The sequence below is a fragment of the Pantoea sp. SORGH_AS_0659 genome, from assembly GCF_031453915.1.
Classification (GTDB): domain Bacteria; phylum Pseudomonadota; class Gammaproteobacteria; order Enterobacterales; family Enterobacteriaceae; genus Pantoea; species Pantoea leporis.
In genome coordinates, this window is record NZ_JAVJAK010000001.1 from 2,115,809 (window position 1) to 2,140,754 (window position 24,946).

Here is a 24,946-nt window from a genome sequence, read left to right on the forward strand (position 1 = left end):
CATCGCTATGTCATCATCCGACTCTTCACCTTTAGCCTCCCTCTGGCCGCGGCTCGATAATCTGACGCTGCGCGACAGTCAACGTCTGCGACGTCGACTGCTGGGCGCTGCAAAGGTGAAAAATCCTGCGGCGCAGCAGGGCATTATGGCTGAACTGGAGCCGGAATTTGTCGCGGCGGAGCAGCGCCTGGCGCAGCGCACGGCGGCGACACCGCGCATCACTTTCCCTGACAACCTGCCGGTAAGTCAGAAGCAGCAGGATATTGCTGATGCGATCGGTCAGCATCAGGTGGTGATCGTCGCGGGTGAAACCGGATCGGGTAAAACCACGCAGCTGCCGAAAATCTGCCTGGCGCTGGGGCGCGGGGTTAAAGGGCTGATTGGTCATACTCAGCCGCGTCGTCTGGCGGCGCGCACCGTGGCCAACCGCATTGCCGATGAGCTGGAAACCTCGCTCGGCGGCACCATCGGTTACAAGGTGCGCTTTAACGATCAGGTGAGCGAAACCACCCAGGTTAAGCTGATGACCGACGGTATCCTGCTGGCGGAAATCCAGCAGGATCGCCTGTTGCTGCAGTACGACACCATCATTATCGATGAAGCACACGAACGCAGTCTCAACATCGATTTCCTGCTCGGCTATCTGCGCGAACTTTTGCCGCGTCGTCCCGACTTAAAAGTCATTATCACGTCAGCGACCATCGATCCGCAGCGCTTCTCACGCCATTTCCACAATGCGCCGGTGATTGAAGTGTCCGGCCGGACGTATCCGGTCGAAGTGCGTTATCGCCCAATGGTGGAAGAGGCTGACGACACCGATCGCGATCAGCTGCAGGCGATTTTCGATGCGGTCGATGAGCTGGGCCAAGAGAGCCGCGGCGATATCCTGATCTTTATGAGCGGCGAGCGCGAAATCCGCGATACCGCCGATGCGCTGATGAAGCGCGATATTGCGCACACCGAGATTCTGCCGCTGTATGCGCGCCTGTCGAACGCCGAGCAAAACCGCGTGTTCCAGTCGCACAGCGGACGCCGCATCGTGCTGGCGACCAACGTGGCGGAAACCTCGCTGACCGTGCCTGGCATCAAATATGTTATCGATCCTGGCACCGCACGTATCAGCCGCTACAGTTTCCGCACTAAAGTGCAGCGCTTGCCGATTGAGCCGATTTCGCAGGCTTCCGCTAATCAGCGAAAAGGGCGCTGCGGCCGCGTTTCGGAAGGTATCTGTATTCGCCTCTATTCCGAGGATGATTTCCTCAGCCGTCCGGAATTTACCGATCCTGAAATTCTGCGTACTAACCTCGCCTCGGTGATTCTGCAGATGACCGCGCTGGGACTGGGCGATATTGCTGCCTTCCCATTTGTCGAAGCACCGGACAAGCGCAATATTCAGGATGGCGTGCGCCTGCTGGAAGAGCTGGGTGCCATCACGCTGAGTGAAGACGAAACCTACAAGTTGACGCCTTCGGGCCGCCAGCTCGCGCAGTTGCCAGTCGATCCGCGTATGGCGCGCATGGTGCTGGAAGCGCAAAAATTTGGCTGCGTACGCGAAGCGATGATCATCACCGCGGCGCTATCGATTCAGGACCCGCGCGAGCGTCCTTCGGATAAAAAGCAGGCATCTGACGAAAAACATCGTCGTTTTGAGGATAAAGAGTCTGATTTCCTCGCCTTCGTCAATCTGTGGAATTACCTGCAGGAGCAGCAAAAAGCGCTCTCCAGCAATCACTTCCGTCGCTTGTGTAAAACCGAGTTCCTTAACTATCTGCGCGTGCGTGAATGGCAGGATATCTACACGCAACTGCGTCAGGTGGTGCGGGAACAGGGGATGCCGGTCAACAGCGAACCTGCGCCGTATCGTGAAGTGCACTGCGCTTTGCTTACCGGTTTGTTGTCGCATATTGGTCAGAAAGATAACGACAAGCAGGAGTTTACCGGCGCTCGCAACGCGCGCTTCGCCATCTTCCCCGGTTCCGGGCTGTTTAAGAAGCCGCCGAAGTGGACCATGGTGGCGGAACTGGTGGAAACCAGCCGTTTATGGGGCCGCGTTGCCGCCCGTATCGATCCGGAATGGATCGAACCGCTGGCGCAGCATCTGATTAAACGTAGTTACAGCGAACCGCACTGGGAAAAAGCACAGGGCGCGGTGATGGCGACGGAAAAAGTGACGCTTTACGGCCTGGCAATTGTGCAGGCGCGTAAGGTTAATTACAGCCGCATCGATCCGCAACTGAGCCGCGAGCTGTTTATCCGTCATGCGCTGGTGGAGGGCGATTGGCAGACGCGTCACGCGTTCTTCCGCAATAACCTGAAACTGCGCAACGAAATTGAAGATCTGGAGCACAAATCGCGTCGTCGCGACATTCTGGTCGATGATGAAACGCTGTTCGCTTTCTACGATCGCCGCATCGGCAGCGACGTGGTGTCTGCACGCCATTTCGATAGCTGGTGGAAGCAAGCCAGCAAAGAGAATCCGGATCTGCTGAGCTTTGATAAGCAAATGCTGATCAAAGACGGCGCGGACAAAGTCAGCCAGCTCGATTACCCCAACTTCTGGCATCAAGGCAACCTGAAACTCAAACTGAGCTATCAGTTTGAACCGGGCGCGGATGCCGATGGCGTGACGGTGCACATTCCGCTGCCGCTGCTGAACCAAATCGAAGAGACCGGTTTTGAGTGGCAAATTCCGGGCGTGCGCCGCGAACTGGTTATCGCGCTGATCAAATCGCTGCCCAAGCCGGTGCGCCGCAATCTGGTACCCGCGCCCAACTACGCCGAAGCGTTTCTCGGTCGCGTTACGGCGATGGAACTGCCGTTGCTGGATGCGCTGGAACGCGAATTCCGCCGCATGACCGGCGTCACCATTGACCGGGAAGCCTGGCAGTGGGATCAGGTGCCCGATCACCTGAAAATGACTTTCCGTGTAGTTGACGAACACAACCGTAAGCTGCAGGAAGGCAAAAATCTGCATCAGCTGCGGCTGCTGCTGAAAGGCAAAGTGCAGGAAACGCTGTCGAAAGTGGCGGATGATGGCCTGGAACAGAGCGGTCTGCACATCTGGAGCTTTGGCGATTTGCCGCAAAGCTACGAGCAGAAGCGCGGCAGCTATCAGGTCAAAGCCTGGCCGGCGCTGGTGGATGAAAAGGACAGCGTGGCGATTCGCCTGTTCGATAGCGAAGTGGAACAGCAGAAAATGATGTGGCGCGGTCAGCGTCGCCTGCTGCTGCTCAACATTCCGTCGCCAACCAAGTATCTGCACGAGAAGCTACCGAACAAAGCCAAACTCGGTTTGTACTTCAATCCCTACGGCAAAGTGCTGGAACTGATCGATGACTGCATCGCCTGCGGCGTGGATAAGCTGATGGCGGAGGCGGGCGGCCCGGCGTGGCAACAGGAAAACTTCGAACAGCTGCGCGACAAAGTGCGTGCTGATTTGAATGAAACCGTGGTCACCATCGCCAAACAGGTCGAACAGATCCTGACCTGCGTGTTCAATATCAACAAGTTCCTTAAAGGACGCGTGGATATGTCGCTGGCGCTGGCGTTAGGCGATATCAAAGCGCAAATGAATGGCCTGGTGTATCGCGGTTTCGTCACCGGCAATGGCTGGTCGCGTCTCGGTGATACGCTGCGCTATCTGCAAGGTATTGAGCGTCGTCTCGAGAAGCTGCCGGTCGATCCTCACAGCGATCGTGCGCGTATGCTGAAAGTGCAGGCGGTGGAGCAAGCATGGCAGACGTGGCGGAATAAATTGCCGCCCCAGCGTCAGGATGATGCCGACGTGCAGGCGATTCGCTGGATGCTGGAAGAGCTGCGAATTAGCTATTTCGCCCAGCAGTTGGGCACACCTTATCCAATTTCGGATAAGCGTATTCTGCAGGCGATGGAGCAGTTGAGTTAATTGTTAGATGGCGCGATAAATCGCGCCGCTACGAAACAGCGCGGTTTTAACATCGCAAAATTCGCGAAGAAAACGGCAAGACGGTGCAGAGGCCCCAGGGATGGGTCCACGGCGACTTTACGTAGCGGCCCCGCCTTTTTGCCTGAGAGCGCAGAATTACTGGGCTAACTCTTCCAGCTTATCTTTAAAGGACGGCACCGCAATCGCGCGGTTATCGGCACGGTAACGATCGGCCGGCGCGGGTGCTGAACTCTGTACCGCAATCAACTGCCACTCATCACCGTTCTTCAACAGCAGCGGCGAACCGCTGTCGCCCGGCAAGGTATCGCACTGATGCGACAACACTGCACGCTGTGCCCAACCGGTCACTAAACAATCGCTGTGCGAATAGAGCGTATCCAGATGATCGGCCGGATATCCGGCTTGCGTCACTTTACGTTGCGTGGTTTTCAATGCGGCGGTTAAATCGCCACGCGAACCCTCAAACAATGGAATCGGCACAATGCCGGAGGGCGGATTATGCAAAATAACCAGCCCATAATCGTAGGGTGCGGCTCCCGGCGGCACGATCCAGCCTTCGCCGTCTGCCTGCAACCGGCGCGCTAAAGAGGGTTCAACGCGCGCATCAATATCATGAATCTCGTAGCGCCAACCTTTCGCGCTGGCCATAAAACGCAGCGCCACCGGCTTATCAAACTTGCCGGGCGGAGCCAATAAACAGTGTCCGGCGGTCAACGCCAGATGGGCAGAAATCAAGGTGGCAGTGCAGAGGTTACCGCTTTCGGTCTCTAACTGACCGATGGCATCCCAGGGCGCGGCGCTCACGTCGCTGATCGCCTGGCGATGATCTTTGCCAAAAAACAACGTTTTGATGTCTTCCGGGCTTGGCCCATCTTCATCATCGGCATGTGCTGTGTGGTTAAAACTGAAAAGACCAACGAGTAACAGGATAGCCAGGCGCATAGTTCTCTCAATGGCGAGAATAAGTAGAAGTTGTTGTCATCACGCTTGAGCGATAACTATAGTCGGTGAGCGGTGAAAAAGGGAGAAATATTGGAGTAATCAGCACGCTACAACGACTAGATAAAAAAGCTGGCTGCAACTAGGCCACAGAGGATCATCACAATCAGAATAATTTCGAAGCGATAGCGACGCACCATTTTTCGCTACTCCAGTAAATAAACACCCGGCATAACCGGGTGTTTTCAATCATCAATACGTTGTTGGCGCTAAAGGCGATCTTATTTAGCTGCTTTTTTCACTTTGTGGTGCTTTTTAGCAGCCTGAGCTTTCTGCGCAGCTGGCTTGGTTACTTTGTGGTGCTTTTTAGCAGCCTGAGCTTTCTGTGCAGCTGGTTTGGTTGCTTTGTGGTGCTTTTTAGCAGCCTGAGCTTTCTGTGCCGCTGGCTTGGTTGCTTTTTTGTGGTGCTTTTTAGCAGCCTGAGCTTTCTGAGCCGCTGGCTTGGTTGCTTTTTTATGATGCTTTTTAGCGGCCTGAGCTTTCTGTGCAGCTGGCGCTTTCTTCTCTACTTTTTTGTGCTTCTTAGCCGCCTGCGCTTTCTGAGCAGCAGGTTTCTTATGGTGTACTGCTTTGTGTTTCGCTGGCGCTGCAGTGGTTGCTGGCGTTGCTGGAGCAGCTGTGGTCTCAGCAGCGAAAGCAACAGAAGACATACCCATAGCAGCGGCGATCACCAGTGCAAATAATTTTTTCATTGCAAAATCCTCGAACTATTTTTTCATGTGTAGCCCACTGCGGGGCCGGTGAAAACACTATATGAAAAACAATTCAGGCTTTCCGTGAGGCATTGGTATCGGCGTGTAACGGATTGTACAAAGCGGCGTAAAGGAAGAGAAAAGGGCGGCCGCATCGGCCGCCGCGCAGTTTACTCAGAGAGATAACGTTGTTCAAGGTGCTGACGGAAATAGTGCGGATTCAGCGCTTCGCCGGTGGCATTGATCAGCAGCTGCTGCGTTGGGAAACGGCTGCCGTGCTGCCAGATGTTCTGCTGTAACCAGTCAAACACTGGCTGCAACTCACCTTGCTGGATCAGCGTCTCAACCTGCGGAATGGCACGCTTCACCGCCTGGAACAGCTGGGCTGCATACATCGCACCCAAGGTGTAGGTGGGGAAATAGCCAAACGCACCGTCGGTCCAGTGAATATCCTGCATGCAGCCATCGCGATAATTACCGCGCGTATCAATGCCCAACGATTGCTGCATCTTCTCGTCCCACAGCGCCGGGATATCTTCAACTTCAATCTCGCCTTCAATCAGCGCGCGCTCGATCTCGTAACGTAAAATCACGTGCGCCGGATAACTCAGTTCGTCAGCGTCGACACGAATAAAGCCCGGCTTCACGCGCTGCGCCTGACGGATAAAGTTGTTTAGCGCCAGCGCAGGCTGATCGCCCATCAGCGCCACCACCTGCGGATGGATATGTTGCAGGAAGGCTTCACTGCGCCCCAGCTGCATCTCCATAAATAGGCTTTGCGACTCATGAATCGCGGTAGAACGCGCCTGCGCCACCGGCTGACCGCGCCACTGTTTTGGCAAATTCTGCTCGTAACGCGCATGGCCGGTTTCATGGATCACGCCCATCATGGCGCTAAGGAAGTCGTTCTCGTTGTAACGCGTGGTAATGCGCACATCTTCCGGCACGCCGCCGCAGAACGGGTGCGCACTCACATCTAGACGACCGTGATTGAAATCGAAGCCCAGCGTTTTCATCACGCTCAGGCCGAGCTGTTTCTGCGATTCGATAGCGAACGGACCCACCGGCTGCGCGATCGGGGTTTGCTGCTGCTTCGCCACTGCTCTTTGTAGCAGGTCGGGCAACCAGCTTTTCAGATCGCCAAAGGTTTGATCCAGCTGCGCGCTGGTCATGCCAGGCTCAAACACATCCAGCAGCGCGTCGTAGCGCGATACGCCGAGTGCATCGGCACGCAGCTGCGCCTCTTGACGACTCAGCTTGACCACTTCTTTCAGATTGGCTGAGAAACCTTGCCAGTCATTCGCCGGGCGCTGCTGACGCCAGGCGTGCTCACAGCGTGAACCGGCCAGCGACTTGGCTTCCACCAGTGAGGCGGGCAGCAGCGTCGCTTGCTGCCAGGCGCGCTGCATCTCGCTCAGGTTAACCTGTTCGACATCATTCAATGATTCCTGCTGCGCGGCATCAAACAGCCCGCGGAGGCGTTTATCGGTCAGCACTTCGTGCATGAACACGCTCAGTTCGGCCATCGCTTCACCGCGTGCCTGGCTGCCGCCCGGCGGCATAGTGGTTTGCATATCGACACCGGCAATGGCGCCTAAATGGCCAAAGCGGGAGAGACGCTGAAAAGTGCGGCTAAGTTCTTGATAAGCTGAAGTCACGTAAAAAGCTCCTTATGACGGTAAGCGTGGCGCAATGTCCCGCAAGGGTAGATCAACCGGCCAGCAAAAGCGAACGCTGGCGCCGCCAAGCGGGCTGCTCTCAATCGAGACATTTCCCTGCATGGCCAGCGCAATGGAGTGCACGATCGCCAGACCCAAACCACAACCGCCGGTGGCGCGATCGCGGCTTGGATCGAGGCGTACAAAAGGTTCGAACACGCGGGCGCGCTCTTCCTGCGGAATGCCCGGACCGTCGTCTTCCACCTGCAAACAGCCCAGCGCGCCATCAAACCATAAGCTGACGCGCAGGCGCTGTTGCGCATAACGCAGGGCGTTATTCACCAGATTATCCAGCACACGCTCCATCAGGCGCGTATCAGCGCTGCCGACGTTCTCCAGCTGCGGGATATCCAGCGCAATCTGCGTCTGCGGATTCATGGTTTGCACGTCTTCAATATGTACACGTAGCCATTGCGCCAGATCGAAGGATTGCAGATGAAGATCAACGCGCGGACGATCGAGGCGCGCATACGTCAGCAACTCCTCAATCAAACTCTCCAGCTGGCCCACATCGCGGTTCAGCGCGGCGGATTCCGTGGCGGTGAGGTTATCGCTCATCTCCAGCCGGTAGCGCAGTCGTACCAGCGGCGTGCGCAACTCGTGTGCGATGCCGTCAATCAGCTGTTTCTTACTGGCAACCAGCGTGTTGATGTTCTCCGCCATCTGATTAAACGCCACGCCAAGACTGTGCAGGCTGGAGGTGCTTTCAAAATGGGTGCGCACGTCGAGTTCGCCACGGCCAAAACGCTGCGCGGCTTTCTCCAGCCGCTGCATCTCTTGCCAGTGCGGACGCAGCCAGATAAACACCGGCAGCGCCAGCGACATCCCGATAAATGCCAGCAGCGCGATATCCAGAATGCGCATCTGATGCAGATAGAAAAGATACGGAATCGGGCCAACGGAAAGCACATAGTGGCTGCGCGGAATATGCTGTAAGAAGGTGTACTGATCGTCAATCGCCACGATTTCCCCGGCGCGCAGGCGCTTCATGTCTGCATCACCCAGCTGATATTTGCTCATCGGCTCAATATTCAGATCAAACGACAGGTCGAGATCGAGGCTGCGAATGGTTTTGCTCCAGTCGCGCGGTGGGATCTCGCGCAGTTCGCTGCGCATCAAAAAAAGCGAGCTGGCCATCAAGTCGTTCATCGACTGGCGTCCGGCGCGTTCGGCGGTGAATTTGTATACCAGCCCAACCAGCAGCGTCATCACCAGAAAACAGACGAACAGCAGCAAATAGAACTGAATAAAGAGCTTTCTCATGCGGAACGGGTATCCCAGGCCTGCGGCGCGAACAGATAGCCTTTGTTACGGATGGTTTTGATGCGGAATGGCTCGGTGGCGCTATCGTAGAGTTTTTTGCGTAAGCGAGAAATTGCCACGTCGATGCTGCGATCCATGCCATCGTAGGTCACGCCGCGCAGGGTTTTCAGCAGCGCATCGCGATTGAGGATCTGTCCGGCGTGATTCGCCAGTTCCCACAGCAGATCGAAATCGGCGGTGGATAGCACAATATTCTCCTCAAGCAGCGTCACCTGGCGATTGAGCGAGTCGATGGTCAGGGAACCAAAACGCAGCACGCGTTGTGAGCTTTGTAGGGCGGGCGTCACTTCCGGCTGACCGGCATGCGCCTGACGCAGATGCAAACGCAGGCGCGCCAGCAACACAGCCGGCGGCGTGGTTTTGAGGATGTAATCGTTAGCGCCCATCTCCAGCGACAGAATGTGGTTCATGTCGCTATCGAGCGAGGTGAGCAGCACAATCGGACCTTGCCAGCTGGCACGTAGATCGCGGCACAGTGTCATGCCATCTTTGCCGGGTAACATGATATCCAGCATCACTAAATCGGGATCGTGCAGGGCGATGGTGGCTTCGGCGCGGTCACCGCGCGTTTCAACAATAACTTCAATATCGTGGCGGCCAAGATAAGCGGCGATCAGTTCGCCTACTTCTGGCTCATCTTCCACATAGACGATTTTGTTCATAATTCACTGTGACGGATGAGAATCTCAGCAGCATAGCTTTTCCTGGTCCTGAGCTCTACGCTATCGCACGAAATATCCCTGCGTGACTGGTATGTATACCGTGAAATGTGCCATCATTAGCGGCGCGTTGTCGCGCAAGGTTCGGAACCGCAACGAAAAACAGGAGGAGTGCGAGAGTGTCTGATAAAGAGCTGGCTTCAGCCGGATACAGTGATCGCATCTGCTTCAATTACAGTGATTATCTCTCCGCTTCCTGCAAAAAACGCTGGAGTTTTGTTGATGCCATTTATGGCGTGATGCCTATTTTTGGCATGGTGACGCGTAAATCGGCGCACAATCTTCAGGCCAGCGACGATCATCTGAAAGAATTAGCATTACAAATCATTTCAACGCAGGTGAGCGACGAGATTAATATCGCGCGTTTGATCACCCTGGCCGAACAACAACATATCAGCCGCTTTGATATTCAGCTGCCGTATCCGCTGTCAACCGAGCAGCTTGACGCTATTCATCAGGAATACCGTAAGCCGCTCAATCTGTCACAGCAGGATGACCTGCTGTGCGTTTCCATTCCGGTTCAGCCGCACTAATTCGTTAGCTGCCACAACGCGGGCAGTGACGCCGCAATCAACAACACAATCGCGATACGCTCCAGCTGTGACAACACCTTGTCGCCACGGCCGCCGCGTCGTGCGTACAGAAACAGCAGCAATCCGGGCGCATAGAGCACAACAGAGAGCAGCAGATGCAAAGGACCCGACGCATACAGCAGCCAAATGCCATACGCGCTGGCACCGACGCCGGTAAACATCGCCCAGGGTTTGTTCTGCCCGCGCACGACCTTAATCAGATACAGACCCACCAGCAGATAGGGCACCAAAATCATTTCTGAAGCGATGGTCAGCAGCGTGTTGTAATCCGCACCGGTTAAGGCGATCAAAATCAGGCAAACCTGTACGCTGCCGTTGGTCAGCCATAATGACGCCGAAGGGGAGTTGTGGCGGTTCTGACGCGCGATGCTGCGCGGGAAGGCACCTTGTTGTGCGGCGAGGAACGGCACTTCAGCGGCCATAATCGTCCAGCTCAGATAAGCGCCGCACACCGAAATAATCAATCCGACCGCAATCACCGCATCGCCCCAATGACCGAGCAAATGCTTCATCAAACCCGCCATAGAAGGGTTGCGCATCTGCGCCAGCTCGGCACGCGGAATCACGCCTAACGACAGCAGCGTAACCAGCAAGTAGACCAGCAGCGCGGCCAGCACCGCCATCAGCGTGGCGCGTCCGACATCCTGTTTATTATGCGCACGCGCAGAAACCACCACCGCGCCTTCCACTCCAATAAATACCCACAAGGTGATCAGCATGGTTTGCTTCACCTGCTGCCACAGCGGCTGACCGAGTTCCACGCCGCTGAAATCAAAGCGGAAGCGATCGTAGTTGAATGCCAGCAGCGCCAGCACCACAAACAGCAACAGCGGCACCAGTTTTCCCAGGGTCGCCAGCACATTAATGCTGGCCGCAGTTTGCACGCCGCGCAGCACCAGACAATGCACCAGCCACAGCAGCACTGACGCGCCGAGCATCGCCTGCCACGTATTGCCATCACCAAACACCACGCGATCCGGCGTGTCGGTAAAGAAACTCAGCGCCGAGAAGACAATCACCAGATAAGAGACGTTGGCAATGACCGCACACAGCCAATATCCCCACGCCGAGCAGAAGCCCATCAGCTCGCCAAAGCCGGCGCGCGCATAGGTAAAGATGCCGCCATCCAACTCTGGTTTCAGCCGCGTCAGCAACAGCATGGCGAGCGACAGGAAGATGATGCCAACGCCGGTGATGAGCCAGCCGATCAGCAGCGCCGCCGGGCCGGCAACCGCTGCCATATTTTGCGGCAGGCTGAACACGCCAGCGCCCAGCATAGAGCTGAGTACCAACGCGGTGAGCGCACTAAGACCTAATTTTTTATCCAAAACGCCCATCCTAAACAGCAGAGTATGCTGGGTGGTGACGATTCCGCTGGAGTGTCGCGTGGCAATGAGCCAACTTTGAAACGGAATCCCCTAAAAACAGGCGGCAGATTTTACGGAGTGCAAACGGGGAAGGCAATGCAAGGCTATGCAAATCTGCGCACAGATTATGCAGTTAGTATGAAGGAGATTTTGAAAAGGGCGGCGGACGCCGCCCTTAATCGCTATTACTTGAACAGATCGGCGGTGACGGTCAGGTTGCCGCCGCTCTGGTTCTGCCATTGACGCGTGATGTGGTAGTACTTAGCGCCTTTTTCCACTGCGCGTTTGCCAACCGCTTCCGAGATTTCGGTTGGGGTACCAAAGTGATCGGAGAAGGTGATGGTGTCAAACGGCTGCATCTGCGCAGCAGTAATCGCATTCACTTCCTGCACGCTACGGCCATCGGCAGTTTTCACCGTGTAACGTTGGCCGGTTGAGCTTTGCGTTTCGAAGAAACGACCAACGTTGCGGCTTGGGGTATCCGAAGAGGCCACGCCAGGAATGGCCACTTTAGTGGCGGCGGTGCCACCAGCGGCCAGTGCTGCTTTACCGGCTTCAGAATCTGCTGGGATTGAATCAGAGGAGTTCTGTACTTTACGTTCTGGCGCATCAGCCTTGTAAACATACGCGGTCACGTACTGGTTGCCGCCGTTGTTCGCATCAACCTGACGCACGATAAAGAACGATGCCGCACCTTTATTTTTGGCTGCCTTGGCAATCGCTTCATTAACATCTGGCTGGCTGGAGAAGAAGCCATTTACCGATACGGTGTCATACGGCTCAAGGCGATAGGCTTCTGCTTTCGGCAGCTCTTTCACGCCTGAGAAGGTGCGATATTTAGTGGAGTCATCCGCTTTCGGTGCGTTAGCTTTATACAAATCAGCCGTTACGCGCCAGTTACCGCCGTTGCCGTTGCTATCATTAATACCCTGAACATAGAAAGAGTCAGCGCCTTTGGCATCGGCTTGTTTGGAGATGGCATCAGTTGCATCGCCAATCGCATTGAAACGGCCGCTGATATTAATACGTTCGAATGGTTTCAACGCGGCCGCTTGCTCTGGCGTTAACTCTTTAGCAGCAAACGCATTCGCTGCCAGCAGTGATAACAAGGTTGACGCCAGAATGGTGTTCTTCAGCTTCATAAAAATGATCCTTCGCCTTACGCAAAATGAGTACGAAAACGTGCTGGACTCTTGATGTATAACAGATTAGCCGCTGATTATTGCATGTAATAATCGGCCTGTCTCAGCCAATTTAAGCGCATAACATTGACAATCTCTGCCGTTTATTCATCGACCTGTCATTGACTTCTGTTACGGCTCTTTTTTGCACAGATAACCACTTATTCTGGTAACACTTAGTGCCATAATAGTTAACGCATTGTTAATTAAAGGTTTTTAAAAACACTTAATTCGACATGACACGATTTTGCGCAGCAGAATATTTTTTAATAAACACCAAATGCAGTGGCAAAACATGGCATTCAATCTTTGTGTCTGAATATTTGTGTGAATGTCATAAGTGGGCGTTATCGCTGTGGATCACTCTTCATATTTTCAGTAGGTTATAAAGACTTTGTTACATTGCGCATTTTGCTCATAAGAAGCTGAAACACTGTTTCGGCTTTTGAGCTTTTTGCCACTTACAGAACCTCATCCTTTAATTGTTGAAAGGAAACAGTATGTTAATTGGGATACCCAAAGAACGGTTAGCCAACGAGTCGCGCGTGGCCGCCACGCCAAAGACCGTTGAACAACTGATCAAGCTGGGATTTAGCGTCACCGTTGAACAGAGCGCAGGACTTCGCGCCAGCTTTGATGATGAAAGCTTTATCGCCGTCGGCGCCACTATTACTAACACTCACGATGTGTGGCAATCGGACATCGTTTTGAAAGTGAATGCGCCGGACGATCAGGAGATTGAACTGACGCGCGCCGGTAGCACGCTGGTGAGCTTTATCTGGCCTGCGCAGAATCCCGCGCTATTAGAAAAGCTGGCAGCACGCAACGTCACCGTGATGGCGATGGATTCGGTGCCGCGTATTTCTCGTGCGCAGGCGCTGGATGCGTTGAGCTCAATGGCGAACATCGCGGGTTATCGCGCCATCGTTGAAGCCGCTCATGAATTCGGCCGCTTCTTCACCGGTCAAATCACCGCTGCCGGTAAAGTGCCGCCAGCCAAAGTGATGGTGATCGGTGCGGGCGTCGCGGGATTAGCGGCCATCGGTGCGGCAGGCAGTTTAGGCGCCATCGTGCGTGCGTTCGATACGCGTCCGGAAGTGAAAGAGCAGGTGCAGAGTATGGGCGCCGAGTTCCTTGAGCTGGACTTTGAAGAGGAAGCGGGCAGCGGCGATGGTTATGCCAAAGTGATGTCTGAAGCCTTTATCAAGGCAGAGATGGAGCTGTTTGCCGCGCAGGCGAAAGAAGTGGACATTATCGTCACCACCGCGTTGATTCCTGGCCGTCCGGCCCCGAAGCTGATTACTGCCGAGATGGTTGCCAGCATGAAACCAGGCAGCGTAATCGTCGATCTGGCTGCGCAAACCGGCGGTAACTGCGAATTGACGGTGGCCGATCAGGTGACCTTAACCCCTAACGGCGTGAAGATTATCGGTTACACCGATTTGCCAAGTCGCCTGCCAACGCAATCCTCACAGCTTTACGGCACCAACCTTGTCAACCTGCTGAAATTGCTGTGCAAAGAGAAAAACGGCGAAATTACCGTGGATTTCGACGACGTGGTGGTGCGCGGGGTGACGGTGATTCGTGATGGCGAAGTGACATGGCCAGCGCCGCCGATTCAGGTTTCCGCCGCGCCGAAAGCGCAACCCGCCGCAAAGCCGCTGCCGAAGGCCGAAGCCAAACCGGTTTCACCATGGCGCAAGTATCTGCTGCTGGCGCTGGCGGTGGTGCTGTTTGCCTGCCTGGCCAACGTCGCGCCGCCGGACTTCCTGTCACACTTCACCGTGTTCGCGCTCTCTTGCGTGGTCGGCTATTACGTAGTGTGGAACGTGAGTCACGCATTGCACACGCCTTTGATGGCCGTCACCAACGCCATTTCCGGCATTATTGTGGTGGGTGCGGTGCTGCAGATGGGCCACGGCGGTTGGGTCACGATTCTGTCGTTTATCGCCGTACTGATCGCCAGCATCAATATCTTCGGTGGTTTCACCGTCACCCAGCGCATGCTGAAAATGTTTCGTAAGAATTAAGGGGTAGCAACATGTCTGGCGGATTAGTTACTGCAGCATATATTGTTGCCGCGATTCTGTTTATTTGCAGCCTTGCCGGTCTCTCGAAACACGAGACCTCAAAGCAGGGTAATATTTTTGGTATGAGCGGCATGGCGATTGCGCTGCTCGCCACCATTTTTGGCCCGAACACCGGGAACGTTGCCTGGATTCTGCTGGCGATGGTGATCGGCGGTGCGATTGGTTTGCGTCTGGCGAAGAAAGTCGAAATGACCGAAATGCCGGAACTGGTTGCCATTCTGCACAGCTTCGTGGGTTTGGCGGCGGTGTTGGTGGGCTTCAACAGCTATATCGATCACGCGCCAGGCCTCGCGCCGGTGATGGAAAATATCCATCTGACCGAAGTGTTCCTCGGCATTTTCATCGGTGCGGTGACCTTTACTGGTTCACTGGTGGCGTTTGGCAAACTGCGCGGCAAGATCTCCTCATCAGCGCTGATGCTGCCACATCGTCATAAAATGAACCTCGCGGCGCTGGTGATTTCCTTCCTGCTGATGCTGTGGTTCGTACAAACTGATAGCACCGGTGCGCAGGTGTTTGCGCTGCTGCTGATGACCGTCATTGCGCTGGTGTTTGGCTGGCATCTGGTGGCGTCAATTGGCGGCGCGGATATGCCGGTTGTGGTCTCGATGCTGAACTCTTACTCCGGTTGGGCGGCGGCGGCGGCAGGCTTCATGCTGAGCAATGATTTGCTGATCGTTACCGGTGCGCTGGTCGGTTCCTCGGGTGCCATCCTCTCTTACATCATGTGTAAAGCGATGAACCGCTCCTTTATTAGCGTGATCGCCGGTGGTTTTGGTACCGATGTAAGCGTGGGCGGCGAAAGCGATGAAGTGGGCGAGCACCGTGAAATTACGGCGGAAGAGACGGCAGAAATGCTGAAAGCCTCTTCTTCTGTAGTGATCACGCCGGGTTATGGCATGGCGGTGGCGCAGGCGCAGTATCCGGTAGCGGAGATTACCGAAAAGCTGCGCGCGCGCGGTATCAAAGTTCGCTTTGGTATTCACCCGGTTGCCGGTCGTTTGCCGGGTCACATGAACGTACTGCTGGCGGAAGCGAAAGTGCCTTACGATGTGGTGCTGGAAATGGACGAGATTAACGATGACTTCAGCGATACCGATACCGTTTTGGTGATTGGCGCGAATGACACCGTTAACCCAGCCGCACTGGAAGATCCGCGCAGTCCAATCGCTGGCATGCCGGTGCTGGAAGTGTGGAAAGCGCAGAACGTGATTGTGTTTAAACGCTCGATGAGCACCGGATATGCGGGTGTCCAGAATCCGCTGTTCTTTAAAGACAATACGCAGATGCTGTTTGGCGATGCAAAAGCGAGCGTGGAAGGCATTCTGCGCGCGCTGTAAAAAAGCAGGGCGGTGATGTGATTCACCGCCCTGAGTAGAAATAAGTAGGGCGGCCATGGCGAGCCGCCCTTTTTTTAATCAATCGTCTTCATCTTCTTCGTCATCGTGATCAATCGGCGATTTGAAATCGTCTGGCTTGATCGCCAGCAAATCACAACGCAGATGATCAATCACCTGTTCCGCAGTGTTACCCAGGAACGCGGCTGACAAACCGGTACGGCCGATGGTGCCGAGCACCACAATGCCGGCGTCCAGATGCGAGGCAATATCCGGAATCACTTCCTCGGGCAAACCTTTCGCCACGTGGGTGAACTCTTCACTGATGGAGAATTTTTGACGCAGCGCTTTCATCGCCACTAAATGCTGGCCGCGAATCGCGTCGTTGTAAACGCTGGGATCAAAGTCGGGCAGTTCGATAGCAATATTGATCGGGGTGATGGGGTAAGCGCCGACCAAATGCACTTCGGTGTGATTCACCATCTCGGCAAGCAGCGTGGTTTCACGAATCAGCTTCTGATTCAGCTCATCATGATGCGGCTCTTCGCTGGCTAAGTTGACCGCTACCACCGCTTTGCCGCCTTCGGGCCACGCCTGATCTTTCACCATCCATACCGGACATGGACATTTACGCAGCAGATGCCAATCCGTCGGGGTGAAGATGACCGCTTCGAGGCGATCGTGCTGGTGCGCCATTTTCAACACTAAATCATGCTGATGTGCCAGAATTTCCTGGATGATGGCTTCATAGGGACGGTTATGCCAAACCACTTTGATTTCAATTTCAACGCCGGCCTCAATATATGCCTGGGCCTGTTGGCGGATCCATTCGGTACGTTGGCTGATCACCCCTTTGCGCATATTGGAGCGCTCGTCGGGCGACAGCAGCGTGGTCATTTCATATGAGAAGTCGTAAATAGGCAGGAAAGCTTTGATTTTTCCGCCAATACGTTGATTGAGATAAACCGCACGACGCAGCGCGGGCTGATCGTCCTGCTGGGCATCAATAGCCACCAGAATATTTTGGTACCGGGACATAAGCCGATCTCCTAAAACCAAAGCAAGTTGGGTTAAAGATAGCCTAAGTTTGGACAGGGCAGAAGCGGAAAAGTTGTTGCCGGATCAATAAAATAACTTTTATTAACCCGGCACAGAATCACGCGGCCTGTTCGGTCTGGCCAGCTAATTCTGCCAGCAGAGCGTGGTTCTCAATGGTGATATATTTGCCTTTTACGGCCAGCATGCCACTTTTCTGGAAGCGACCCAGCAGACGACTGATGGTTTCTACGGTTAGTCCCAGATAGTTACCAATGTCGCCACGCGTCATGGTCAAACGGAATTCACGCTGTGAGAAGCCGCGCTGACCGAAACGACGCGACAGATTCCAGACAAATGCCGCCAAACGCTCTTCGGCATTTTTCTTCGACAGCAGCAGAATCATATCCTGATCGCCTTTGATTTCACCGCTCATCAAACGCATCATCTGCTGACGCAGCGCCGGCATTTTACCGGAGAGGTCGTCAAGCGTTTCAAACGGGATTTCGCACACCATCGCGGTTTCCAGCGCCTGCGCAAAGCTTGGATGTTTGGCACCAACAATGGCGTCAAAACCCACCAAATCGCCTGCCAAATGGAAGCCAGTAATTTGCTCGTCGCCTTGTTCAGTGATGGTGTAGCTTTTGATAGTGCCGGAGCGGATAGCGTAGAGAGATTTCAGTTCATCACCGGCTTTGAACAGCGTCTGGCCTTTCTGAATCGGCTTTTTGCGCTCAATGATGTTATCCAGCTGATCCAGTTCGTGCTCGTTCAGCGTGAAGGGAATACACAATTGGCTGATACTGCAATCCTGACAATGGATGGCACAACCGCCAGACTGAATACGTCGAATGCTGCGTTTTTCCTGGATCATATAGTTACGCTCGATGATTATTGACTGCGGTCAATTTTAACATTTTTCTAAGCGAAGGGAACTCATCCGAGCAGTAAATGTCCTTAAAACCCCACAAATGTCAGGTATTACGCGGTTTGCGCTGGTCTGACTGAAGCGCATTTATTGATCTGGAACGTTTTGTTGCCAGGTTTACAGCTAGAGCGCGCTTATTACAGCGCAAAAAGTGACAGATGTTTTGCCCATAATCCTTTGCTACTCTTTTGCTTTAGCGTCGAATTGGACGCGCAGGCAAACACCAGGCGAGAGGAGACACCATGAACCTTGATGATGAAGACCTTTTCCGTGATGCCATGGGTGATGTGACACCATTAAAAAATTGCGCTAATACCCAATGGCTACGCGCACCTTCGCCTAAAGCGCCGCGTGCGCCGCAGGAAAGTGACGAGCAGGAAAATTTCCTCACGCGTGGCTATCTCGACATCGTTCCGTTGACAACACCGCTGGAATTTAAAGTTGAAGGCGTACAGCAAGGCGTGCTGGATAAGCTGCGACTGGGCAAATATCCGCCTCAAGCCAGCCTTAATCTGTTGCGTCAGCCAGTAGAAACCTGTCGTCAGGCGCTGTTCAGCTTTATGCAGCAGGCCAATAAACATGGGTTGCGCAATCTATTGATTATTCATGGCAAAGGGCGTGACGATGAGTCGCACGCCAATATCGTGCGCAGCTATGTGGCGCGATGGTTGCCGGAGTTTGCAGAAGTGCAGACCTTTTGTACGGCGCAGCCGAAAGATGGTGGGGCGGGCGCGCTCTATGTCGGTTTACGAAAAACCGAACAGGCGCGCCTGGAGAACCGTGAGCGTCATGCAAAACACAGTCGCTAGCTGTGGAATTTGCGGATGGTCGCCATCAGCACTTCGGCGCTCAGGCTTAATGGACTGCCGCTGCGCGTAATAATGCCCACCGGTTCGCCCGGCCCCGGCGAGGCAATCGGTAGCGCGCACAACGCATCGTGATTCAAATCTTCTTTGATGGCGCCAGAAGGCACAAACCACACATAGTCGTAACGCAATGCCAGCTGTCGCGCCAGCGATGTCGATGAAGTTTCGACGCAGTTTGCTGGCAAGGTACAACCTTGCTCATTCAGCATATGCTGCGCGATACGGCGCGGTGCGGTGCCTTCCGGCGAAATCACTACTGGCCACTGCATCGCGCGCGACAGCATAACGTTCTCGCTTAATAGCGGATGATCGGGGCGCACCACCAGTTTGAGTGATTCCAGGAACAGCAATTCATAAGTGAGTCCGGCCATCATATCGCTGTCCGCCATACGACCTATCCCGACATCAAACTCACCCGCACGTAAACCGGCCAACAACACGTTGTTATGCAATGTCGCAACCTGCACCGTGGTGTTAGGTTGCTGTTCATGGAAGCGATCGAGAATTTGCGGCAGCATGCCCATCGCCGCAGTCGTCAGCGCGCCGAGTCGAATCACCACCGGTCGGCCCGGCTGGGGCGCGTTGAAGCTCTGACCAGCATGATTAAGCGCATCCAGCACTTTCACCGCATGAACCAGAAACTGTTCGCCCAGCGTGGTGAGCTGCGCGCCGAGTCGTCCGCGCTCAAACAGTCGCGCGCCCGCCAACTCTTCCAGCTCATTCAGTGTTTTCGATAAAGCGGGCTGGCTCAGATTGAGCGTTTCAGCGGCACGACCGAGCGTGCCTTGCTGCGCCACCGCCACAAAGGTATGTAAATGACGCAAGCGAATGCGCTGATTGAAAAGGATATTTTTGTCCATACGCCCAACATAATGAGTTATGCCGAGGAGCAGCAATGAGGAAACGTTAATTATGTTAACTTGCCTGCAAATTTATATTAACAAAAACACCGCTATGCAAGCTTCGCCGCTAACCTGATGTATTTATGAGTAAAGCTGAAAAAGACACTTTTTGCAGCATATTCGCGCGCTATAAAAATCAATAACATACAGCGTAAAAAGTTGAATAGTTCTCAATTACATCCAAAAGGAGTGCCTGTTATTGTTAACGATGAGCTATGATAAGCGCCGTTTTTTTTACTAAAACTGATGCCCTAAACGGTTAAAAGTGCAGGAGTCGTTACGTGACCAGCGTTGAAGCAGTAGACGTTCGCCAGCTTATCAATAAGAGTGCGCTTAGCAGCTGGCAGAAGCGCTTAATCGCGCTGTGCTTCGTGGTAGTGGCGCTGGACGGCATGGACATTGCGCTGATGGGCTTTATTGCGCCCACGTTGAAAGCCAGTTGGGGCGTCACGAACCATCAACTCGGCATGGTGATCAGCGCGGCGCTGATTGGTCTGGCATTGGGGGCGATGGTCGCCGGACCGCTGGCCGACCGCTATGGTCGCCGCGTGATGATCCTCATCAGCGTGCTGTTTTTCGGTCTGTGGACGCTGGCCACGGCGATGGCGCAGAACATCGAACAGATGATGCTGTTCCGCTTTCTCACCGGCTTAGGGCTTGGGGCCGCGATGCCCAACGTGGGCACGCTGGTGGCCGAATACGCGCCCGAACGTCGCCGCTCATTTATTATTACCGTGGTGTTCTGTGGCTTTACCTTTGGTGCCGCGACGGGAGGCTTTGCCGCTTCGTGGCTGCTGCCGCGCTATGACTGGCACTCCGTTATGCTGATGGGCGGCGTGCTGCCGCTGCTGGTGCTGCCTTTTTTAGTGCGCGGCTTACCGGAATCGGTACGTTTTCTGATTAGCCGTCGCGCGCCTGCCGCACGTATTCACGCCATCCTCGAACGTATGCTGCCCGGCAGCGTGCAGCCGGATAGCCATTATCAAAGCACTGAGCTGCCGACCGCGCGTAAAGGCTCGGTGGCGACCGTGGTGTCGCGCCGCTATCTGTTCGGCAGTTTGATGTTGTGGGGCGGCTACTTTATGGGGCTGTTCCTCGTTTACCTGATTGGCAGCTGGATGCCTTCATTGATCAGCACGCTCGGCATGTCGGTGACGGAAGCTGCGATTGTCACGGCGATGTATCAGGCCGGCGGAACCCTTGGCTCGCTGTTTGCGGGTTGGTTGATGGACCGCATCAACGCCAATCTGGCGCTGGCGGTGATCTATTTCTGCGGTGGCATTGCCATTGTGGCGCTGGGTTTTTCACCCGCGCAGGTCGGCTTAATGAGCGCCATCGCTTTCTGCAGCGGCTTCTGTTTTAACGGCGCCAACACCGGCATGAATGCGCTCTCCGCCAGTTATTACCCAACTCACGCGCGTGCCACCGGCTCCAGCTGGATGCACGGCATAGGGCGCATCGGCGCCATCATTAGCGCCTTTGTCGGTGCCGAGTTGTTAACGCTTGGCTGGACGTTCAGTCAGATCTTCCTGCTGCTGGCGATTCCCGCCGTGTTAACCACCATCATGCTGGTGCTGAAATGTCGCTTTGGTGACCAGTCAAACCTCACCGAGTGACAAGGCGATCACAGTTCCACGAAATTGTTACCCGCCGCTAAAGGGTTGATCTACAGTAGCAACAACCCGTTAGCCCAAGGTGATGATGATGCCAAACTTTCTCAGCAGCGATGCCATCCGCACGCTGTTCTCGCAGGCAATGTCGACCCTGTATCAGCAGGAAGTGCCGCAATACGGCACGCTGACGCAGCTGGTCACCGCTGTTAATGAACGTACGCTGGAAGCCAATCCCGAGTTAAAAAACCGCTTGTCGGCCGCCGATGAACTGAGTCGCCTGAGCGTCGAACGTCACGGTGCGATTCGCGTCGGCAAGGCTGATGAACTCAGCACGTTGCGCCAGATGTTTGCCGTGATGGGCATGGAAGCGGTGGGGTATTACGACCTGTCGCAAGCCGGAGTGCCGGTGCACTCCACGGCGTTTCGTCCGGTCAGCGATCGCGCGTTGCGCCATAATCCATTCCGCGTTTTCACTTCGTTGCTGCGTCTGGAACTGATTGATGATGCGGCGCTGCGCGAGAAGGCCGCTGCAATTCTCGCCGCGCGCGATATCTTTACGCCAGGTTGCCGCGCGTTGATCGCTAAGCATCAGCAGCAGGGCGGTTTGAACGCCGCGGATGCCGCCACTTTCGTGCAGGAAGCGCTGGAAACCTTCCGCTGGCATGCGCATACCACCGTAGACAGCGCCACTTATCGCGCACTGAGCCAGCAGCATCGTCTGATTGCCGATGTGGTGTGTTTCCGTGGTTGCCACATCAACCATTTGACGCCGCGCACGCTGGATATTGATCGGGTGCAAGCGCTGATGCCTTCGCGCGGCATCGATCCAAAAACCCTGATTGAAGGCCCGCCGCAGCGTAAAGTACCGATTCTGCTGCGCCAGACCAGCTTCAAAGCGCTGGAAGAAGCGGTGCACTTTAACGATGGCACGCCGGGCACGCATACCGCGCGCTTTGGTGAGATCGAACAGCGCGGCGCGGCGCTCACCCCGAAAGGACGCGAACTTTACGATCGTCTGCTGGCTGAAGCCGGTACCGGCAGCGATAACCAGCATCACCAGCAACATCTTAGCGCGGTATTTAGTGATTTCCCCGATGACGAAGAGTCTTTGCGCGAGCAGCAGCTGGCGTGGTTCCGCTATCGCCTGACCGAAAAAGGCGAGCATCTGCCACCACGCGCGGGCGAAAGCGTGACGCAGTTGCTGGCAGAAGAGCGTTTGAGTGCCGAACCGATCGTTTACGAGGATTTCCTGCCGGTCAGTGCCGCGGGGATTTTCCAGTCGAATCTGGGGGACGTGGCGCAAACACGCAGCGCGGGGAATGCCAGCCGAGCGGATTTTGAAAGCGCGTTAGGTTGCGCGGTGCAGGATGAAATGGCGTTGTACCAGCAGATGCAGCAGCGCAGTCTGGAACGGTGTGGTGTAGCCTGAGGAGAAATGTTACAGCCGGTCTGAAATTAAGCAGACCGGCTGCTTTTCTTGTGGTTATTGCAAGCGCGCGTCACGCACCAGCGTGTACTTCCCGGCACCCAAAAACATAATGGCGAGCGCACCCAGCAGGTAAAGCGCTTCTGTCTCCAGCGCCCACGCACCGACGTCGGTGCGATGCCAGACAGCGCCCATTTTTACCAGCAGTGTCGCAACAATCATGTTCACCGCAATAATGAACGCCGCAGGGCGCGTCAAAAATCCGATGATCACCATTACAGGTGCCGCTATTTCCCCGATGTAAGCACCGTAAGCGATGAAACCTGGCATTCCTTTGACGGCGAGCATGTGCGCAATCCAACCCACGCCATGCACCACTTTGAACGCCCCATGAAACAGCAGCAATCCGCCCAACGTCAGGCGCAAAAGCAGTTTGCCAAGGTCCGGGTGATCGCACATCCGGTTGAACATTTGATTAATGCCACCAAACATGGTGTTTCTCCGTCGCGCCAGGTTAACTTGCAACCTTAAAACAAATGGCCTCAATGGGGTTAGCCAAAATATTTGATGGAGTTGTTCAAATAATCGCGCCGCGTTTCGGCTTAATCTGCAAATGCTTTCAGAACATGGACATTCGTCTAAGGCCTGCAAATAATGGAACGATGCATTATTAGGGAAGCCGAGATGAAAAATGAACGACGTCTGAGGATCATGACCGCAGAAGGGGAACTCAGAGGCCTGATGGACGAAGATCTTTTTGTCTTCAAAGGAATACCGTACGCAGCTGCACCTACTGGCGCTTTACGCTGGCGACCGCCGCAGCCGGTCCAGCCGTGGCAAGAGGTGCGTGATGCGACCGAATGGGGCGCAGCAAGTTGGCAAAATCGTGACTATTGCGTGGCCGCCGGCGGTGGCGATCCCGGTCGCTTTAGTGAGGATTGTCTCTACCTGAATATCTGGACGCCGGATGTTGAGCCTTCGCGGCCGTTGCCGGTAATGGTCTGGTTGCATGGCGGGGGATTTTCCATCGGCGCCGGTAATCTTGATCCTTATCGCGGTAAAGCGCTGGCGGCGCAAGGTGTGGTGGTGGTAACGCTTAACTACCGACTCGGTCACTTCGGTTTTTTCTCTCATCCGGCGCTGGATGCGCAATACCCCGACGGGCGCGTAATCAACAACTTTGCCTTACTCGATCAAATTGCCGCTTTGCAATGGATTCAGCGCAACATTCCTGCCTTTGGCGGCGATCGCCATAACGTGACGCTGTTTGGTGAATCCTCCGGTGCGCGTAGTGTGTTATCGCTGTGCTGCTCGCCGCTCTCCGAGGCGCTGTTTCACAAAGGCATCGTACAAAGCGCCTACAGCTTGCCCGACATCCCGCAAAAGCAGGCACAACAGATCGGTTTACAGGTCGCGGCGCATTTTGCGTTACCCGAAGATGCCAGCGCCGAGCAGCTGCGCGAGCTACCGGCCGAACAATTCTGGCCGTTAGAACGCCCGCTGGCGCTCGGCCCGGTGCCCATCAGCGGCGATGCGGTACTGCCGAAACCGATGTTAACCACGTTTATGTCCGGCAAGCAGCATCGCATTCCGTTAATGATCGGCAGCAACAGCGATGAAGCCAGCGTACTGGACTATTTTGGCGTGGATGCCACAGCAGTATTGCGACAGATGCGCAGCAAAAACCGCATCAGTTATCGCCTGATGAAGTGGCTGTACGACATCCATGATGATGCACTGCTGGGACGTGCGGTGGCGCGCGATATGGCGTTCACGGTGTTACCGTTAATCATCGCTCAGGCGCAGCACAATATCGGCCTGCCCGCATGGCGTTACTGGTTCGATTACGTCTCCGAAAATGCGCGCGACCTCTATCCGCACGGAACATGGCACGGCAACGAAATTCCCTATGTCTTTAACACGCTGGATACGCTAGCGCCGCCAGCGGAACGCAGCTACAGCGAGCAGGATAAAGCGTTCGCCTCCACAGTCAGCGCTTATTGGGTCACCTTCGCGCGTGAAGCCAGCGAGTTTAGCTCGCACTTAGCGGGTGAAGTAGATTGGCCAGCCTGGCGACCGGGCGACGATCTGACGCTGGCGCTGGGCGAACAGGGCAAAGCCCAGGCGGTGGTGAAGGCGCGCTTTATGCGTGGACGGCTGCGTTTGTTCCGTTTGATGATGCGCAGCCACGTTAAGCTTTAATGAGCGTGCTAATGGTGTAATCTGGCAAAT

19 protein-coding genes are annotated in these 24,946 nt (G+C 55.0%); 8 read left to right on the top strand and 11 right to left on the bottom strand.

Translation table 11 applies throughout. The features are described from left to right. Positions 1–7: 7 nt before the first annotated feature. Complete coding sequence (gene hrpA, locus Q3H59_RS09870; protein ID WP_309834537.1) at positions 8–3,904, top strand: ATP-dependent RNA helicase HrpA; 3,897 nt, start codon at positions 8–10, stop codon at positions 3,902–3,904. A gap of 156 nt (positions 3,905–4,060) precedes the next feature. Here the strand turns inward: hrpA and Q3H59_RS09875 are convergent, their stop codons facing one another. From Q3H59_RS09875 to rstA, 5 genes are all read right to left on the bottom strand, one after another. Then, the gene (locus Q3H59_RS09875) at positions 4,061–4,867 is read right to left on the bottom strand and encodes a serine protease (RefSeq protein ID WP_154193524.1); all 807 of its coding nucleotides are present in this window, start codon (positions 4,865–4,867) and stop codon (positions 4,061–4,063) included. Between the two features lie 278 nt (positions 4,868–5,145). Further along, positions 5,146–5,616, bottom strand: a complete 471-nt coding sequence (gene asr / locus Q3H59_RS09880; protein WP_007888004.1) for an acid resistance repetitive basic protein Asr — start codon at positions 5,614–5,616, stop codon at positions 5,146–5,148. 170 nt (positions 5,617–5,786) lie between these two features. Continuing rightward, a complete protein-coding gene (locus Q3H59_RS09885) occupies positions 5,787–7,274 on the bottom strand; it encodes a carboxypeptidase M32 (protein ID WP_309834541.1) in 1,488 nt (495 codons plus the stop codon). A gap of 12 nt (positions 7,275–7,286) precedes the next feature. Beyond that, positions 7,287–8,597 (bottom strand): two-component system sensor histidine kinase RstB, encoded by a 1,311-nt coding sequence (gene rstB / locus Q3H59_RS09890; RefSeq protein WP_137385849.1) that lies wholly within the window; start codon positions 8,595–8,597, stop codon positions 7,287–7,289. Then, on the bottom strand, positions 8,594–9,319 hold the full coding sequence (gene rstA, locus Q3H59_RS09895) for a two-component system response regulator RstA (RefSeq protein ID WP_309834543.1): 726 nt from the start codon (positions 9,317–9,319) through the stop codon (positions 8,594–8,596). Before rstA ends, rstB begins: the two co-directional genes overlap by 4 nt. A 176-nt stretch (positions 9,320–9,495) precedes the next feature. Here rstA and Q3H59_RS09900 point away from each other — a divergent pair, with 176 nt between their 5' ends. Beyond that, the gene (locus tag Q3H59_RS09900) at positions 9,496–9,909 is read left to right on the top strand and encodes a hypothetical protein (RefSeq protein WP_192411786.1); all 414 of its coding nucleotides are present in this window, start codon (positions 9,496–9,498) and stop codon (positions 9,907–9,909) included. Here the strand turns inward: Q3H59_RS09900 and Q3H59_RS09905 are convergent. Further along, complete coding sequence (locus Q3H59_RS09905; RefSeq protein ID WP_309834545.1) at positions 9,906–11,297, bottom strand: amino acid permease; 1,392 nt, start codon at positions 11,295–11,297, stop codon at positions 9,906–9,908. The two genes, Q3H59_RS09900 and Q3H59_RS09905, sit on opposite strands and share 4 nt — an antisense overlap. A gap of 224 nt (positions 11,298–11,521) precedes the next feature. Beyond that, a complete protein-coding gene (gene ydgH, locus Q3H59_RS09910) occupies positions 11,522–12,478 on the bottom strand; it encodes a DUF1471 family protein YdgH (protein WP_309834547.1) in 957 nt (318 codons plus the stop codon). A gap of 539 nt (positions 12,479–13,017) precedes the next feature. Here ydgH and pntA point away from each other — a divergent pair. Together pntA and pntB are read left to right on the top strand one after the other, a co-directional pair. Next, positions 13,018–14,547 (top strand): Re/Si-specific NAD(P)(+) transhydrogenase subunit alpha, encoded by a 1,530-nt coding sequence (pntA, locus tag Q3H59_RS09915; protein ID WP_309834549.1) that lies wholly within the window; start codon positions 13,018–13,020, stop codon positions 14,545–14,547. 11 nt (positions 14,548–14,558) lie between these two features. Continuing rightward, positions 14,559–15,947 carry a Re/Si-specific NAD(P)(+) transhydrogenase subunit beta gene (gene pntB, locus Q3H59_RS09920; protein ID WP_137385846.1) on the top strand — a complete coding sequence of 463 codons (1,389 nt, stop codon included), beginning with the start codon at positions 14,559–14,561 and terminating at the stop codon, positions 15,945–15,947. Between the two features lie 78 nt (positions 15,948–16,025). Here pntB and uspE read toward each other — a convergent pair whose 3' ends face one another. Together uspE and Q3H59_RS09930 are read right to left on the bottom strand one after the other, a co-directional pair. Beyond that, a complete protein-coding gene (uspE, locus tag Q3H59_RS09925; RefSeq protein ID WP_101764321.1) occupies positions 16,026–16,982 on the bottom strand; it encodes a universal stress protein UspE in 957 nt (318 codons plus the stop codon). A 118-nt stretch (positions 16,983–17,100) separates the two neighbouring features. Continuing rightward, positions 17,101–17,853 (bottom strand): FNR family transcription factor, encoded by a 753-nt coding sequence (locus tag Q3H59_RS09930; protein WP_008106391.1) that lies wholly within the window; start codon positions 17,851–17,853, stop codon positions 17,101–17,103. A 296-nt stretch (positions 17,854–18,149) separates the two neighbouring features. Between Q3H59_RS09930 and smrA the strand changes: the two genes are divergently transcribed. After that, positions 18,150–18,716: a DNA endonuclease SmrA gene (smrA, locus tag Q3H59_RS09935; RefSeq protein ID WP_110866213.1), complete on the top strand. Its 567-nt coding sequence runs from the start codon at positions 18,150–18,152 to the stop codon at positions 18,714–18,716. Here the strand turns inward: smrA and Q3H59_RS09940 are convergent. After that, positions 18,713–19,633 carry a LysR substrate-binding domain-containing protein gene (locus Q3H59_RS09940; RefSeq protein WP_101764323.1) on the bottom strand — a complete coding sequence of 307 codons (921 nt, stop codon included), beginning with the start codon at positions 19,631–19,633 and terminating at the stop codon, positions 18,713–18,715. The two genes, smrA and Q3H59_RS09940, sit on opposite strands and share 4 nt — an antisense overlap. A 323-nt stretch (positions 19,634–19,956) precedes the next feature. Here Q3H59_RS09940 and Q3H59_RS09945 point away from each other — a divergent pair, with 323 nt between their 5' ends. Together Q3H59_RS09945 and Q3H59_RS09950 are read left to right on the top strand one after the other, a co-directional pair. Then, a complete protein-coding gene (locus tag Q3H59_RS09945) occupies positions 19,957–21,291 on the top strand; it encodes an aromatic acid/H+ symport family MFS transporter (protein WP_101764324.1) in 1,335 nt (444 codons plus the stop codon). Between the two features lie 88 nt (positions 21,292–21,379). Beyond that, entirely contained in the window at positions 21,380–22,717 is a 1,338-nt protein-coding gene (locus Q3H59_RS09950) for a VOC family protein (RefSeq protein WP_309834555.1), read from the top strand. 54 nt (positions 22,718–22,771) lie between these two features. Here the strand turns inward: Q3H59_RS09950 and Q3H59_RS09955 are convergent, their stop codons facing one another. Next, positions 22,772–23,206 (bottom strand): DoxX family protein, encoded by a 435-nt coding sequence (locus Q3H59_RS09955; protein WP_110866212.1) that lies wholly within the window; start codon positions 23,204–23,206, stop codon positions 22,772–22,774. A 192-nt stretch (positions 23,207–23,398) separates the two neighbouring features. Between Q3H59_RS09955 and Q3H59_RS09960 the strand changes: the two genes are divergently transcribed. Beyond that, on the top strand, positions 23,399–24,916 hold the full coding sequence (locus tag Q3H59_RS09960) for a carboxylesterase/lipase family protein (protein WP_309834557.1): 1,518 nt from the start codon (positions 23,399–23,401) through the stop codon (positions 24,914–24,916). Positions 24,917–24,946: the final 30 nt, after the last annotated feature.

Coding starts and splice junctions, on each gene's coding strand:
- Q3H59_RS09960 (WP_309834557.1), top strand. CDS start 23,399: ATGAAAAATGAACGACGTCTGAGGATCATGACCGCAGAAGGGGAACTC.
- asr (WP_007888004.1), bottom strand. CDS start 5,616: ATGAAAAAATTATTTGCACTGGTGATCGCCGCTGCTATGGGTATGTCT.
- uspE (WP_101764321.1), bottom strand. CDS start 16,982: ATGTCCCGGTACCAAAATATTCTGGTGGCTATTGATGCCCAGCAGGAC.
- hrpA (WP_309834537.1), top strand. CDS start 8: ATGTCATCATCCGACTCTTCACCTTTAGCCTCCCTCTGGCCGCGGCTC.
- Q3H59_RS09930 (WP_008106391.1), bottom strand. CDS start 17,853: ATGATCCAGGAAAAACGCAGCATTCGACGTATTCAGTCTGGCGGTTGT.
- smrA (WP_110866213.1), top strand. CDS start 18,150: ATGAACCTTGATGATGAAGACCTTTTCCGTGATGCCATGGGTGATGTG.
- Q3H59_RS09875 (WP_154193524.1), bottom strand. CDS start 4,867: ATGCGCCTGGCTATCCTGTTACTCGTTGGTCTTTTCAGTTTTAACCAC.
- pntA (WP_309834549.1), top strand. CDS start 13,018: ATGTTAATTGGGATACCCAAAGAACGGTTAGCCAACGAGTCGCGCGTG.
- ydgH (WP_309834547.1), bottom strand. CDS start 12,478: ATGAAGCTGAAGAACACCATTCTGGCGTCAACCTTGTTATCACTGCTG.
- rstA (WP_309834543.1), bottom strand. CDS start 9,319: ATGAACAAAATCGTCTATGTGGAAGATGAGCCAGAAGTAGGCGAACTG.
- Q3H59_RS09940 (WP_101764323.1), bottom strand. CDS start 19,633: ATGGACAAAAATATCCTTTTCAATCAGCGCATTCGCTTGCGTCATTTA.
- rstB (WP_137385849.1), bottom strand. CDS start 8,597: ATGAGAAAGCTCTTTATTCAGTTCTATTTGCTGCTGTTCGTCTGTTTT.
- pntB (WP_137385846.1), top strand. CDS start 14,559: ATGTCTGGCGGATTAGTTACTGCAGCATATATTGTTGCCGCGATTCTG.
- Q3H59_RS09955 (WP_110866212.1), bottom strand. CDS start 23,206: ATGTTTGGTGGCATTAATCAAATGTTCAACCGGATGTGCGATCACCCG.
- Q3H59_RS09950 (WP_309834555.1), top strand. CDS start 21,380: ATGCCAAACTTTCTCAGCAGCGATGCCATCCGCACGCTGTTCTCGCAG.